This is a genomic window from Hymenobacter saemangeumensis (assembly GCF_039541835.1).
GTDB classification, from domain to species: Bacteria; Bacteroidota; Bacteroidia; order Cytophagales; family Hymenobacteraceae; genus Hymenobacter; species Hymenobacter saemangeumensis.
The window spans coordinates 1-14,298 of record NZ_BAABGZ010000068.1 but is presented as its reverse complement, the minus strand read 5'-3'; the positions used below and the strand labels follow the sequence as shown (position 1 = coordinate 14,298).

Here is a 14,298-nt window from a genome sequence, read left to right as displayed (position 1 = left end):
AAGCGGCCTGCTGAAACTTCTCGCGGCGGGCGCGGGAGCGGCATTGGGCGCCTTGGTGGTGGGGCGGGGCGCGTCGCCGACGGACACGGAGCCGTTGGCGTGCTGGCGGAACACAAGGCCGGACACTTTGCCGGAGATGCCTTGCGTGAGGGCGTTGGTGGCTTTGGCCATAACTGAAAAAGGGGTTAATGGTGGTTGATTGATTTGCGGGGGTGAACGATGGGAGGCTAAGGATATTGTAAGATAGTGGAGTATAGAAAATGCCCCGCCGGGAAAGGCGAAGTTTTGCTCGAAGTGCGTTTATTTGAACTTCCTACTTTTCTGCAAGCCACTGATTTTATGGAAATGCCTGCTAATGCTCCCGTAGTGCGGGTAGCCATTGCCCATGTGGTATCTACCGGGCCTTATCAGTCGGAGCAAGCGCATGGGCTGGTGCACGTAGGGCTGCTGCCGGTAACGGCAGGTGGGCAGGTGCAGGACTGGATTATTAACCCGGAGCGGAAGTTTTCCGGTCAGTTTGGGGAGGCAATTGGCTTTGATAATACCGTGGCGAAAGCGGCTCCAACCTGGGCGGAGCAGGCCGGTGAAATCCAGCAGGCATTTGGAGCGTTTGACGCGCTGCTGGTGCTGGACCGGGCCGGGCAGCCCTCCCCGGAGCGGGAGTGGCTGGAAGGCGTGGTGCTGGCCGGCATGGACCGCACGCCGGTGTGCGTGGCCCTTGACGTGCTGCTGGCCTTTTTCCTGCCAGGCAAAACGCTGGATGATGCCGACGATTTAAAAGAGGCCGTCCTGTTGCCGGATTTGGCGCTGCAGGCCGAGTGCGGCTACGATGCCAGAAAGCCGCAGCTGCCCTTTTTGCTGCATACCATGCGCCGGGCTTTGCGGCAGGTGCTGGCCGCGGTGTTGCGGCCGGAGCCGTGGCGGGTGGTAGATGGGAAGGCACAGGAATGGCTGCCGGTGCATGAGCTGCTTCAGAAATGCGTAGGGCAGCCCGGCGCCCGGCTGCGGCTGCGGCCGTTTCGGCTGTTGGCTTTGCTGGCGCAACAGCCGACTTGCTGCGACCCAGCCCCCAGTTCCCTGCTGGTGGATAAACCATTACCGCCCCTGACGCACCCGGCTGCCCTGCCCGGTCCCGAAGCCCCCGGGGCCAGAGAGTTTAAGCAGGTGCTGGCCTGGTGGCTGCAGCGGTGGCGCAAAGAACAGGAAGGCTTGCCCGGCGCCGGTGGCCCGGCGGCCGAGCCGCCGTCTGCCGGGCGGGTGGATGAGGGCGAAGTCACCCGCGCCTTTGCCGAGCTGGCCGTTGCCGTGGCTGATTCGGCTCGCAAAAGCGGGGATAAAACCGCTGCCTGGCAGCCCCGGCCAGCCCAGCAGGCCTACGCCCGCTTTGTAACCCAGGCCATCAACGAGAACGGTATTTATGCCCTGGAAGCAGGAACCGGCACCGGCAAAACCTTTGGCTACCTCGTGCCGGCCCTGGAATACCTGCGTTGCCATTCCAACGGGCTGGTGGTAGTGGCCACTTCCACCAAAAACCTCCAGGAGCAAATGCTGGATGGCGAATTGCCGACGCTGCTACGGCCTAAGGGCAAACTTAACGAGCGGTATAAATCGGTGCGGGTAGCCATGCTAAAAGGCAAAAACTGCTACCTGTGCGCCGATGCGCTGGCCGATGCGTTTCAGGAGTGCTTTGCCCCGGAGGCCTCCTGGCAGCACGGGCTGAGCTGGCTGTACCTGGCCCTGCGGCTGCGCGACACCAAGGGCGACATCGAAAACACCGCCCAGGCAGTGGAAGCGGCCCTGACCCTGCCCCAGCAGTGGCGCTCGGTGCTGAGCATATGGCGCAGCCGGGTAGCGGCCGACCGCGCCTGCCGCCACGCCGACAATGGCCCCCGCGACGTTTTTGCGGTGTGCGTGTACGAGGCCCACCGCCTGTGTGCCGAGCAGGCGCACCTGCTGGTGGTCAACCATCACAAGCTGGCCGTGCTGCCCCGGCGACTGCTGGAACGTCAGGGGCGGATTTGTATCATCGACGAGGCCGACCGGTTTCCGGACAACTACCGCAGCGCCATGGCTACGGAGGTGAATGCCCGCGAGCTGGTGAGCGAAGCCTTTTATAAGCTGATAGGCAAGCCGCTGAGCTACCCCAAAAGGCGGTATCAAAAAGAAGATGAAGCCGATGCAACCGACCAGCTGGATGACCTGGGCTTGCTAGGCCGGGCCAGGGAGCGGCTGGACCGGGCCTTTAAAAAGCTTTGGGTTGAAGCTGGCTTCGATAGGCTGGGCTCCCCACAAGATGAAAACGACGTAGCCGCGCTGGAAGAGTGGGATGAAGCCCGTTTAAACGAGCTGCTGAGTGGATATGCCTTGCACCAGCAGGTAGCCGACATAATGGCCGACACCCCGGCTGCAGTCGATGCCCAGGCCACGGCAAACGCCGCGTTTGAGGCCTATGAAAAACACAAGGCGGCGCAAATGCCGCGCCGGGCGGCCTGGCGGGCTTTGCAGGCCATTCGGCAGCAGCGGGCACCCATTCAGCATTGCCTAGAGCTGCTCCCGGTTATTGGGCAGCAGTTTCAGGGTAGTCAGGGGCAAGCGGCCCGGTTACCTTTTCCGCTGGGCCGTGAAACGCACTGGCTGGATAGCGTGCGGCTTGAAATGCCCACGGGCCCGGCCCATTTTCGTAGCTACTACTGGGAGCTGCGCGATGCCCTGCTGCCGCTGCAAGGGCCCTTAACGGCTACGGCGCAGCACCTGGCCTGCCTGCGCGACGCGGTGCCGGTGGCATTACAGCTTCAGCAAATTGAGAAAGACGAAGAGGCCGCTGAAGCCCAGCAGCCCGACCTGCGCCTGCGCCGGCAGCTGAACCAAATAGCCGGCATGGTGGAGGAGGCGGCCCAAACCCTGGCGCACCTACTGGCCGAGGGTCGGAAGGCCGCGCACGTGCCCGTGGTGGAGCGTTTGGAAGGGGAGGATGCCAGCTTTCTGGGGTGGCGGCTGGGGCGGGCGCCCTACAACCTACAGCCCTACCTGGAAGGCCCGCTGATGACCTCGCCCAATCAGGGCGGGGTAGCGCCCCGGCCGTTTTTCGACCAGTTCAGCGTCACGCTTTTTACGTCGGCCACTATTTACGTGGAGAAATCCACGCGCTATTTTCAGCAGCAGCTTAACCTGAGTAAGGACTTTAAGGCAGAACTGTGCCTGGCGCCGGCGTTTGATTATTTCGACGCCAAGGCAGAGTATGTAGCCGGACTATTGCCGCACTACCTGCCGGCTTTCGACAGCGGGGCCACCAGCCGCGGCAAAGAGCAATGGCGGCAGGCCCAGCTGAAAACCCTGCTGCCTTTGCTGGTGGCTTTTGGGGGGCGCACGCTGGTGCTGTTCACCAGCCGCGAGGAAATGGACTACGCGGCGGAGCGGCTGCGGCCCCACCTGGCCCGGCACGACATCGAGCTGCTGGTGCAGCAAGGCACCAGCCAGTGGCAAATCCGCCGTTTCCGGCGCGTCGAGCAGTCGGTGCTGCTGGGCGTGGAGCGTATGTGGACGGGCGTGGATTTTGCCGGCCCCACCCTGGCCCAGGTGGTGGTGTGGCGGCTGCCCATGCCTTCGTTTGGCGACCCTTTGGTGTGCCACCGCAAGCTGCACGAGCCGAAGGCGACGTTCTGGGACCAGTTTTATTACCCGAATACGCGCCTCAAGCTCCGGCAGGGATTCGGCCGCCTGGTGCGCCGCGCCGGCGACCGTGGCGCGTTGGTAATGCTGGATGCGCGGGCTAACCAGGACTTTTACCACCACTTGCTGAGTGAGGTGCACATTTCGCCTTTCGTAAGTTTAAGCTCAGCCGAAGCCCTGTGTCAGCATCTGACAAAGGAAGTTCTGGTGCTCATACCGGGCCTGAAAACGGATTTCGTCGAATCCCGTGAGTTGACTGCGAAGAAGCTGGCAGCTCTGGTACCTGATACCATTTAGCGAGTACCTTATTAAACTGCTGCCCCCGTACTTTGCCGCATGGCTAAAAAGACCGTTACAACTTCTGCGCCCGCATCTGCTCCAAACCGCCCGCCCTACATGCTCATCGAGCAGATTCAGGTGAAGGGATACAAGTCGTTAGTAGATGCCACGCTACACGTGCGGCCGCTGACGCTACTGGCGGGGACGAACAGCTCGGGAAAATCGAGCATCATGCAGCCGCTGCTGCTGATAAAGCAGACGATGGAGGCGCCTTATCAGCCGGCCGGGGCGCTGGTGCTGAGTGGGGCGCACGTACAGGCGGAAACGGCGGGGGAGTTGGTGAGTAAGATAACCAGCCAGAATTCACCTGTGTTTGTAAAAACAATTGGCATTAATATTCTGCCTTATGATAGTCAGCCAGTTGCTTTTGAACTAGCTTATCAAGTTGATAAAGGTAATTTCAAGCTAATACAACAGGAAACTTCATCTGGAGCCAATCTTGAAGACAAGGCACTATTAAAACCTGATTCGGTCTGGGGTGACGTTTACAGGGATTTAATAAAGGCCGCGCCACACAGAGAAAAAGTATTTAGTAGCTTAGAAGGCACAGTAGTAGAAGGTGCTAATGGTTTTCTTAGTGTTCTAATCAATAACAAAGAGGGACAGGTAGTTGGGGTGCTCTCTGATTCGCAGCCATTGAGAGCCTGCTTATCACAGATAATGCACATTCCCGGTTTGCGTGGTGCACCAAGTAGAAGTTATCCTGCTACCTTTTTTCAAGGCCAAATAAAAGGCACATTCGATTTGTATGCTGCAGGAACTATCAATCAATGGCGTATACAAAAAGAAACGTCTTTGTTAGCAACTTTGAATAAAAACTTACGCCGCCTTGATTTAACCGATGTCATTGTAGCTAAGGAGAAAAATGCTAATGAAATTGAATTAAAAGTAAGCCGATTACCCGCGGGTCTTCGTGAAAAGCCTAAAACGTTTGAGAAGAAATCCGACATGGTAAACATCGCCGATGTAGGCATCGGTGTGTCGCAGGTGCTGCCGATACTGGTGGCTCTCATCGCAGCGCAGGAAGGCCAGATTGTGTACGTGGAGCAGCCGGAGCTTCACTTGCACCCGCGGGCGCAGGTAGTGATGGCGGAACTGCTGGCGGAGGCGGCCAACCGGGGCGTGCGGGTGATTGTGGAAACGCACAGCAGCCTGCTGCTGCTGACGGTGCAGACGCTGATTGCGGAGAATAAGATTAAGAACACCGACGTGGGCCTGCACTGGTTTGCGCGGGATGCGAAGGGTGCTACGCAAGTGGAGTATAAGCAGCCCGACGAGGATGGGTCCTATGGGGAGTGGCCGGAGGATTTCGGCGACGTGGAGATGAAGGCGCAAAGGGAATACTTGGATGCGGCAACTAGACGACAGCCCAAGCGTACATCAGACTCAACAGCTGTATGAGCCCAGCGGTAAAAACCCGGCAGCAACAACTGATTATTGATGCTGACATCATGCACGCAGCTTCTGGGCGTGAAAATGATTTAGCTATTCGTTGCCGAGAGGTATTGGAAGCAGTGCGTCAGGCTGGACACGAGTTGGTTCGCACTCCAAGCATGAAAGCAGAATGGGACAAGCATGCCTCCCGGTTTTCCCTAAGCTGGCTGCAGGGTATGAAGTCAAGAGGATACTTACGTGACTTGGATGAATCAGCAACGGGAATAGCCGGAGCGTTGGATAACCTGCCTCTACCTCCTGCTGAACGTACTATAATGCTGAAGGATTGCCACCTGCTAGAGGCAGCCTTGGCTACTGGCTTACGTGTAGTATCAAAAGACGAAGCCGCTTATTTTCATTTCTATCAGGCCTCGTTGACCGTTTCACTATTGCGAAAAATTATGTGGGCAAGTCCTATGCGTCTCGCCGATGAATGTGCGGAGTGGATAGCCACAGGTGCGAAGCCTCAGACGAAGCGTAAGATTGGCCGGCGCCCTCACCGTAGCCACCCGGATTTTAACTAACCGTCCTACGCTTAGCTTTTACCTGGCGAAAACAAGGGCCGCAGCCTGGCCTAGCGCCCGCGCCGCCCAGCCTGCTTTTTAGGCACTGCGGTATCCGTGGGCAGTAAGTCCACTTGCCGCAGGGCGTCGCGCAGGCCGTAGAGGGTGGGGTAGTCTTCGCGCAGCTGCTGGGCCAGGCGGAGAGCGGGCTCGGTTAGGCGGGGCGCGGCATGGCGAACCACGGCCAGCCAGCGGGCCAGCTGCTCGTAAAGGACATGCCCGCGCTTGGCATTGGCGCGGCCGTTGAGGTAGGCCGGCAGGCGGGTTTCAAGCGCCAGCATCAGGGACGTTGGGTCGGTTTCGGCCAGGTGCTGCAGGGCCAGCTCGGCGTGCTGGGGCGGGTGGATGCGGGTCCATTCCAGGCCTAGCACGAAGTCGCGCAGGGCGTTGGTAAGGCCTTCGCGGGCCAGCAGGGCCGCGGCAAAGGCCACGCCGTGGTGGGTGGTGGCGGCCCGGCTGGCGGCGTGCTGCACGAAGCCGGTTATGGCATCGGGCTTGAGCAGGGGGCGCAGCTGCTCGAAGTCAGGCAGGCTGTGGTTGGCCAGGGCGCGGTGGCGCAGGGCGGCGCGGTACAGGTCGGGCGCTTGGGCGGGGGTGAAGGTGTTGAGGATGAAGTCGCCGAACCGGTCGGGCCAGGTGGTGAAGGCAGAGCTGGCCGCGCGGAGCAGGGCAGGGCGGTCGGCCTGGCTGAGGTAGAAGTACAGCAGCTGCTGGGCCACGCCGGCATCGGTGGGCAGCAGGGTTTCAGCGGCTTCGGTCCAGGCCGCGTCGTCGGGGATAGTGCGAGCGGTTTGCAGCGTAAGGCGGGCGCGGGTTTCCGGACTTAGCGGGGCTTTGGACAGGGCCTTGGTGAGCAGGGGCGCGGCGGCCGTGTCGGCAGCCAGGGCCAGCAGCAGGGGCAGCCAGCTGGCTTCGAATTCGGGCCACTGGGCGGGTGGCTTAGTGAGGTAGTCGCCCAGCCACTTCAGGGCTGCTTTGAGCTCGGCGGGCGGGAGCACCGCGGCGAGCAGCACGTTGGGCCAGCCGGCGCCCTGCAGCTGCTCGTGCCACTGGCGCAGCAGGTCTTCTCCATAGTCGTCGAATAAGCTGTACTCGTCGCTGGCCGGCTCTTCTACCTGGTAGACAGCGGCGCAGGCCGTGGCCCAGTAGCGCAAGGCCCGGGTGAGCTGTCCGCCGCGCGCCAGTACCAGCAGCTCGGCTATGAAAGGCGCCAGGGCATCGTCGACGTCGGCCAAGGCACTGGTGAGCAGGACATCGCCTTCGTCGTAGGTATTGTAGGCATCGTGCCGCTCCCAGAGCTCTTCGCCAAAATCGAGGGCACTAAGCGTATCGGTCAGGCGCTCGGCCAGCGTGTCGAGCCCATCTTCACTTTCGCTGCGAACCGACTGGGTGGCTGGGGCGGCCCCATACGCCAGAAACTGCCGGGCCAGGTCGTCGCTCTTGGCCAGGGCCTGTTCCAGGAAGCGGAGCTTGTCGGCGTCGGAGCAGACGGCCCAGGCGGCAGCGAGGGCTGGAGTTAAGCTGCCGGCCTCCGGCGGCATTGTGGTGGTTAGGTTTCCCAGCGAGTCGGCGTAGGTGTCGAGAATGGCCAGTCCCAGGGCTACTGCGTGCTTGCAGATGCCCTCAAACTCGTAGGGGCAGTCGCAGCTGAACTCGACTTCGCCGGAGGCTAGCCAAGCCAGGGTCTGGTAGCTGTAGGTGCCGCGTACGCGGGCCGCGAAGCGGGTAGGGGCGGTACGTTCCAGCTTTTTTACGGTGCCAGCCGCCCAAAGCTCTTCGCCCCGGGCAAAAATCTTGTTGGTAGCGAGGCGGCGCAGGGTTTGGCGGGTGAACATGTCCGCAATAATATCATATGCCAACCAGGTGCAGGCTACGACGCAGCTCCAGAGCCGTTTCGGGGTGGTTGTACGTAGCACGGACTTGTAGTCCGCGGGTGTGCCCAAATTGGGGAACGCGCGGAATACAAGTCCGTGCTGCTGGGCGGCGTACACTGACGGCGAAACCGCTCTAAAGTAGTCGTTTGGATACGAAAGGCCTGACAACAGACAGCTGCCAGTCTTAGCTCACCGTAGGCGGATTCGGATAAGGATTGGGCCGGCGGCCGGCCAGCTGCGACACCATGTCGTCGAGGATGGACTTGCTGAAGCCGATGCGGTTGGCGTACTCCATGCACAGGCCGTACTCACGGGCGTCGATGTGGCCATCCTGCAGCATCATCTGCACCAGGGTTTGCAGCTCCATGGTACGTTGCAGCCCATCGGCCGGCACGATAAAGCTGAGCACGCCGAGGTTGTCGGCAATAGGCTGTACTTCCTCCGATTTCAGGCCCAGCTTGTTGCCAATCTCAAGCAGGAAATCACCTTCGTCGTTGCTGAGCTGGCCATCGGCAGCGGCAATCAGAATCAGGTTTTGGAAGAAGGCCAGCTTCTTTTGCTGGGTGTTGAGTACGGTTTCGATGGAACGGGCTTCCGACATGGCTGGGTAAGGTTGGGTGCGGGCAGCTCCTTTATGAAGGCTGCCAGCGTTGAACGACACCTTACCGGGAAGGTTGTAGGTAAAAACCTGGAATGTGCGCTGCACCGCGCAAGCATTCCAAACCGTCCTAAACAGGTTTGGGCTTCTCGCCTGGCCGGGCATAGCCAAAGCGTTGCGGTGGCAGCACTTGATGGTAGCCATCGAGCCCGGAGATGCACGCCGTACCCAGCGCCGCCAAATCCAGGGTGCCGTCGGCGCGCAGGCTGGTTTCGGGAAGGTAGACGTGTTCTACGGCCCCCACCAGCAGCACCGTGCCGTTGGATATGGGCAGCTGCTCGCGCAGGCGCAGGCCAATGCTTATTGGGCTTTCGGCCACGTAGGGCGCCGGAAAGCCGTCGCGGTAGCTGGCCGTGAAGCCGCAGGCCTCGAACTCCGAAACTTCGGCCGGGAAGTTGGCCGAGGTATAGTGGGCCTGGGCTGCCAGCTCGTGCGGCACATGGTTGAGCGTGTAGCAGCCACTGGCCTGCAGGTTGGAGTAGGTATGGCGGGGCACGGTGGTGGGCCGTGTCACAATGCCCAGCAGGGGCGGGTCGGAGCCCAGGTGCAGGGCCGAGCTGAAGATGGCGAGGTTGCTGCGGCCATCGGGTGCCGCGGTGCCGATAAGGTTGGCCGGCTTGAACCCCGGCAGGGCATTGACGAGGTTGAGACGGAAGATGCGCTCGAAAGCACGAATGTCGGCGGCGGTAAAGTGGTGCATGCGCTTAGGACCAGCTACAGACGGGAATGTTCAGCTGGCAGCGCGGATATCGGCCATTGGGCTACCAGGCAACCAGCTTGTTCGAGAAAGCAAAAGGGCAGAGCAACCCCAGGCTGTGTAGCTGGTAGCAAAACGTCATGCGAAGCAGGCCATGCAGCAAGCAACTACTCAGTTGAGGCGCATCTGACGTGGAATAGTAATTATTAGCAGGCAACGTTGAGAGCCTGCTCCCGAGGTTGAAACACTGAGGGCAGGTAATACCTTGCCACTCGTCAGACAGAATAGTTGAACCAGGCAATGTGCTCGTCGGCCACGCCGCCAGTAGCTTTATAAAGGCGAAGGGCGGGGACATTATCCGTCTCCGTTCCCACAAATAAGCTCTCAATACCGCGCTGTCTGCATAATGCTTTCAGCGCCTCGATGAGGGCGGCCGCTACACCGCGTGCTCGCTGCGGCTCAGCTACTGCGATGTCGTAGAGAAACATCTCACTCACCGGTCGCTGAAACATGGGCAGCTCATACGCCGTCACGCCGCCAAGCACTTGGTTCTGGTTGAGGGCTACAAAGGCGTGAAAGTCAGGCCGGGCCAGTAGGGTATGAAGGTAGTTTGCCGGTGGCAGCGGCGCAGCGTCCTCCTCAAAGGCCGTCTGAAACAAGGCAATAAGCTCCTGCGCATACTGCAGGTCGGCGGGGCCAAGCTGGTGAATGGAGAAAGGCATAGGCATATCCGATGACCAATCGGAGCGGCATGAAATCGTTATGTGTGTTTAAGGTACGGCTACCTTGTTAGCAGTCAATGTCTTTTGAAAAAACAGCAGCTGGTAGGGCAGGGCCGTTTGCCAGTACTCCCAGGTGTGGCCGCCGGGCCGCTCGGTGTAGTCGTGGGGCGTGTGGTTGTAGAGCAGGCGGCGGTGTACTTCGCGGTTTATCTCCAGCAGGTAGTCGTCGACGCCGCAGTCGATTATCAGGGGCTGGGCGTTGCGGTGCAGCTGTCCGAGCAGGTTCACCACCGAGTTGGCGGCATACGGGTCCGGGCTGGCACCTTCGGGCCCCAAGACGGGCTCAAACAACTTGCGGCGTTCGGCCGCTTCCGTAGGGGAAAGCTTGCGGTTGAGGGACGAAAGGTCGAGGGCGCCGCTCATGCTGCCGGCGGCTCCGTACAGGTCGGGGTGGCGGGCGGCCAGGTACAGGGCGCCGTGCCCGCCCATCGACAAGCCGGCAATAAGCCGCCCTTTGGGGTCGCGCACGGTGCGGTAGGTCTGGTCGATGCGCGGGATAATCTCCCGGGTCAGGTAGGTTTCGAACTGACTGCCGGGGTTTACCGGGCTGTTGAGGTAGAAGCTGAAGGTTTCGCCCTCGGGCAGCACAAAAATGAGGTTGTGCTGGTCGGCCAGGCGGTGCAGCAGCTGCGGGTCGGGCGTTTTGGCCAGCCAGTCGGAAAAGTGACCAAAGGCGCCGTGCAGCAGGTAAAGCACCGGATAGGCAGCTTTCTTGTTCCTGGCATAAGAGGCCGGCACCACCACCGCCGCGCGGTAGCTGCGCTGCATGGCGGCACTGGCAATAGTCAGAGTATCAACTTTGGCAGCCCGGGCCGTGCTGGCGAAGGTGCAAAGCAGGGTGAGTACAAGCAGACGATAAAAGGGCATGGCGTGAGGCTAACTATCGGGATGGACTACTGCCCGGCAGCCTGCCCGATGTGAAGAATAAGTGGTGGATTCGCTTTTACGCGCAAGAGTGAGCAAATGAAGCGGCAAGTATACCCGTCGGGCAAGGGCAGGGGCGTGGTGCAAAGAAAGCGGCAGGCCACTAAGCCCCCTGCGCAAGCAAGCGCGCATGAACGTTCGTACGCGCGGACTCGCAGAGTCCACGCTACAAATCCACGGGCTCCGAAGACGCTTTAAGAAAGGCCGATTCCGAAGGTGGTGTAAAGAATTTTTTTGCGCCATTACGCAGGGAAAGAAGCTCGGACGCCGGGCAATTTCCGGGAACGATTGAAATGGGTTGCGAAAGCAGTTTATTCCCGGAGGAAGTGTGCTGATGCCGGTAAAAAAGGCATCTGATTAGGAAAATAGAGGGCATGGTCCGGGAACGTTACGGCCCAAGGGCAGCTTTGCCGGTTGTACTTTGTACCCTGCATCAGCCTCTTGTTTATGAGAACTTCCTTACTGGTATTAACTCTCCTTTTTAGTGCGTTCTGCGCCCAGGCCGTGCAGCTCACGTTCCGGGTCGACATGACGGGTCAGACCGTCGGGCCTGGCGGCGTGCATGTGGCCGGCACCTTTCAGGCTCCCGCCGGCTATCCGGCCAACTGGAACCCGGCCACGTCGGCCCTGGCCGACCCCGACAACGACAACATCTGGGAGCTGACGGTGAACGTGCCGGCTGGCGTGTACTTCTACAAATTCATCAATGGCAACAGCTGGGCCGGCGCCGAGCTGGTGCCGCTGAGCTGCGGGCAGGACGACGGCGGCGGCAATGTAAACCGCCTGGCTACCGTGGGCGGCACCGGCCTGCGCCTGCCCATCGCGGCCTTTGGGGGCTGTGCCACGCAGCTGCGCTTTGCCGTGAACATGAGCGGGCAAACCGTGGGCGTGGGCGGCGTGCACGTGGTGGGCAACTTCCAGAGCCTGGCCGGCTACGGCGCCAACTGGGATGCCACGGCCATTCCGCTGCGCGACGACGACCGCGACGGCATCTACGAAGTGCAGATTTCCCTGCCTGCGCCCGGCCGCTTCCTCTACCGCTTCGTGAACGGCAGCACCGCGGCCGGGGCCGAAACCGTACCCGCCGCCTGCGGCACCAACGACGGCACCGGCATATTGGCCCGGACGGTGGACGCCACCGCGGCTGTTAACACCACCCCGACCCTGTGCTTTGCCAGCTGCACGGCCTGCAGCGGGGTGCCCAGCACCAGCTACCCGACCTACTGGTGGAACGATGCCGTGTTCTACGAAATATTCGTGCGCAGCTTCTACGACAGCAACGGCGATGGGCAGGGCGACTTTGTGGGCATGACGCAGAAGCTCGACTACCTCAACGACGGCAACCCGGCTACTACCACCGACCTGGGCATCACCGGCATCTGGCTGATGCCCATGATGGAGTCGCCGAGCTACCACGGCTACGACGTGACCAACTATAAAGCCACTGAGCCCGACTTCGGCAGCATGGCCCAGTTTGAGGCCTTCCTGGCAGCGGCCCACGCCCGCGGCATCAAGGTGATTATTGATTTGGTGCTGAACCACACGTCCAGCCAGCACCCCTGGTTTACGCAGTCGCTGAACCCGGCCAGCCCCTACCGCAACTGGTTTATCTGGTCGGCCACCAACCCCGGCTACCTGGGCAGCTGGGGCCAAACCGTGTGGCACCCCCGAAACGGCAGCTTCTTCTACGGCGCCTTCTGGAGCGGCATGCCCGACCTGAACTGGCGCAACCCCGATATGAAAGCCGCCATGTGGGATGCCAGCCGCTTCTGGCTGCGCAAGGGCGTAGATGGCTACCGCCTTGATGCCGTGCGCTACCTCGTGGAAAACGGCAGCACCCAGGCCGACACGCCCGAGACCCTGGCCGTGCTGGAGGAGTTTCACGACTCGCTGAAAGCCGTGAGCCCCAATGCAGTGTCGGTCGGCGAAGCCTGGACCAACACCCGGGGCGTGGTGCCCTACGTGCAGAACGACCGGCTCGACCTCTGCTTTGAGTTCGACCTGGCCTCGGCCATTCTCAACAGTGTGCGCCAGAGCAACCCCATTGCCCTGCGCAACCAGCTCACGCTGGTCAACAACCTGTACCCGCGCCTGCAGTACGCCACCTTTCTGACCAACCACGACCAGAACCGGGTGCTGGACGAGCTGGGTGGCAACGTCGACCGCATGAAGCAGGCCGCGTCGCTGTACCTGACCATGCCGGGCGTGCCCTTTCTCTACTACGGCGAAGAAGTGGGCATGAGCGGCACCGGCCCCGACGAAGACAAGCGCCGCCCCATGCAGTGGACGGCCGGTAGCCAGGGCGGCTTCACCACCGGCAACCCCTGGCGGGCGCTGAACAGCAACTACGCCCAGTTCAACGTAGCCACCATGAGCGCCGACCCCAACTCCCTGCTCAACCACTACAAAACCCTGATACGGCTGCGCAACAACCAAGAGGTGCTGCGCAAGGGCTACTACCTGCCCGCCACGGCTACGGCGGCCACGCTGCTGGCCTACGCCCGGGTATTCGGGCAGGAAGCCGTGCTTACGGTAGCCAACCTGGGCAGCACGGCGGTTGCTAACCCGGTGCTGTCCCTGTCGGTATCGACCCTGGCAGCCGGCACCTACCGCGTTACCGACCTGTACACCGGCCAGAGCGCCGGCACGGTCACCATCAACTCCCAGGGTGGCTTCAGCAGCTGGAGCAGCACCCTGCCCAGCCTGGCCGGCAACCAGACCTGGATTCTGAAGCTGGTATCGACCCAGGCCAGCAGCGCGGCGAGTGCCAAGCCGGCGTTTGCCCTCTCACTCTATCCCAACCCCGCTGCCAGCCAGGCCCGCCTGGCCCTGGCGCAGGCCCCGGCCGCCCAAAGCCAGCTCACAGCCTACGACCTCACCGGCCGCGTGGTGCACACGGCCACGGTAAGCGGCAGCAGCCACACGCTGGACACCAGCGGCTGGGCCGCCGGCACCTACTTCGTGCGGGTACAGAGCGGCAAGGCCACCGTGGTGCAGCGGCTGGTGGTGGAGCGGTAACCTCACCCCCGGCCCCTCTCCCGCGGAGAGGGGGGAGTCACTTCCGGTATGTTTGTTAAAGCAAGAAGGCTCCGGCATTGTGCCGGAGCCTTCTTGTTTGATGGTAGGAGAGCTTAATCCATAGACCTTTTTACAGTATGGTAAACTCGTCTGCTTTTAGCATTTCGTAAGCTTTGATTCGTAGTCGTGTTTTTTAAACTCGAATTAGCCTGTTAGCACTTGGTTATTAGGCTTTGCTGTCGGTTTAGGAAAACAAGCGTGGCTGTTGCAGAACTCGGCTTAAATTGTTCTATTGCTGAGTAGCCACTTGGCAAGCGCCCGAGTTGGCGCTTCGGTGCAT

At 61.1% G+C, this 14,298-nt stretch carries 9 protein-coding genes; 4 read left to right on the top strand and 5 right to left on the bottom strand.

The genetic code is table 11. The annotated features are described in order from the left end of the window. Positions 1-345: 345 nt before the first annotated feature. From ABD919_RS16210 to ABD919_RS16200, 3 genes are read left to right on the top strand one after another with little or no spacing between them, the layout of a single operon-like run. On the top strand, positions 346-3,966 hold the full coding sequence (locus ABD919_RS16210) for a helicase C-terminal domain-containing protein (protein ID WP_345237083.1): 3,621 nt from the start codon (positions 346-348) through the stop codon (positions 3,964-3,966). Between the two features lie 39 nt (positions 3,967-4,005). Next, a complete protein-coding gene (locus ABD919_RS16205; RefSeq protein ID WP_345237082.1) occupies positions 4,006-5,409 on the top strand; it encodes an AAA family ATPase in 1,404 nt (467 codons plus the stop codon). Next, a complete protein-coding gene (locus ABD919_RS16200) occupies positions 5,406-5,966 on the top strand; it encodes a hypothetical protein (RefSeq protein WP_345237081.1) in 561 nt (186 codons plus the stop codon). Before ABD919_RS16205 ends, ABD919_RS16200 begins: the two co-directional genes overlap by 4 nt. A gap of 50 nt (positions 5,967-6,016) precedes the next feature. Here the strand turns inward: ABD919_RS16200 and ABD919_RS16195 are convergent, their stop codons facing one another. The 5 genes from ABD919_RS16195 to ABD919_RS16175 all read right to left on the bottom strand — a co-directional run bounded on the left by ABD919_RS16195 (position 6,017) and on the right by ABD919_RS16175 (position 10,883). Next, on the bottom strand, positions 6,017-7,840 hold the full coding sequence (locus ABD919_RS16195) for an SWIM zinc finger family protein (protein WP_345237080.1): 1,824 nt from the start codon (positions 7,838-7,840) through the stop codon (positions 6,017-6,019). Between the two features lie 223 nt (positions 7,841-8,063). Then, positions 8,064-8,480 (bottom strand): TerB family tellurite resistance protein, encoded by a 417-nt coding sequence (locus ABD919_RS16190; protein WP_345237079.1) that lies wholly within the window; start codon positions 8,478-8,480, stop codon positions 8,064-8,066. Positions 8,481-8,607: 127 nt separating this feature from the next. After that, positions 8,608-9,237 carry a flavin reductase family protein gene (locus tag ABD919_RS16185; protein WP_345237078.1) on the bottom strand — a complete coding sequence of 210 codons (630 nt, stop codon included), beginning with the start codon at positions 9,235-9,237 and terminating at the stop codon, positions 8,608-8,610. A 272-nt stretch (positions 9,238-9,509) separates the two neighbouring features. Next, on the bottom strand, positions 9,510-9,956 hold the full coding sequence (locus ABD919_RS16180; RefSeq protein WP_345237077.1) for a GNAT family N-acetyltransferase: 447 nt from the start codon (positions 9,954-9,956) through the stop codon (positions 9,510-9,512). A 48-nt stretch (positions 9,957-10,004) separates the two neighbouring features. After that, positions 10,005-10,883, bottom strand: coding sequence for an alpha/beta hydrolase (locus ABD919_RS16175; RefSeq protein WP_345237076.1), 879 nt, complete (start codon positions 10,881-10,883; stop codon positions 10,005-10,007). 504 nt (positions 10,884-11,387) lie between these two features. On the opposite strand from ABD919_RS16175, the gene ABD919_RS16170 reads away from it, so the two are divergent. Beyond that, entirely contained in the window at positions 11,388-13,958 is a 2,571-nt protein-coding gene (locus tag ABD919_RS16170; protein ID WP_345237075.1) for an alpha-amylase family glycosyl hydrolase, read from the top strand. The last annotated feature ends 340 nt before the right edge of the window (positions 13,959-14,298 follow it).

Excerpts from the sequence above, each read along its gene's own strand:
- ABD919_RS16210 (WP_345237083.1), top strand. The coding sequence starts at position 346 with ATGCCTGCTAATGCTCCCGTAGTGCGGGTAGCCATTGCCCATGTGGTA.
- ABD919_RS16205 (WP_345237082.1), top strand. The coding sequence starts at position 4,006 with ATGGCTAAAAAGACCGTTACAACTTCTGCGCCCGCATCTGCTCCAAAC.
- ABD919_RS16200 (WP_345237081.1), top strand. The coding sequence starts at position 5,406 with ATGAGCCCAGCGGTAAAAACCCGGCAGCAACAACTGATTATTGATGCT.
- ABD919_RS16195 (WP_345237080.1), bottom strand. The coding sequence starts at position 7,840 with ATGTTCACCCGCCAAACCCTGCGCCGCCTCGCTACCAACAAGATTTTT.
- ABD919_RS16190 (WP_345237079.1), bottom strand. The coding sequence starts at position 8,480 with ATGTCGGAAGCCCGTTCCATCGAAACCGTACTCAACACCCAGCAAAAG.
- ABD919_RS16185 (WP_345237078.1), bottom strand. The coding sequence starts at position 9,237 with ATGCACCACTTTACCGCCGCCGACATTCGTGCTTTCGAGCGCATCTTC.
- ABD919_RS16180 (WP_345237077.1), bottom strand. The coding sequence starts at position 9,956 with ATGCCTTTCTCCATTCACCAGCTTGGCCCCGCCGACCTGCAGTATGCG.
- ABD919_RS16175 (WP_345237076.1), bottom strand. The coding sequence starts at position 10,883 with ATGCCCTTTTATCGTCTGCTTGTACTCACCCTGCTTTGCACCTTCGCC.
- ABD919_RS16170 (WP_345237075.1), top strand. The coding sequence starts at position 11,388 with ATGAGAACTTCCTTACTGGTATTAACTCTCCTTTTTAGTGCGTTCTGC.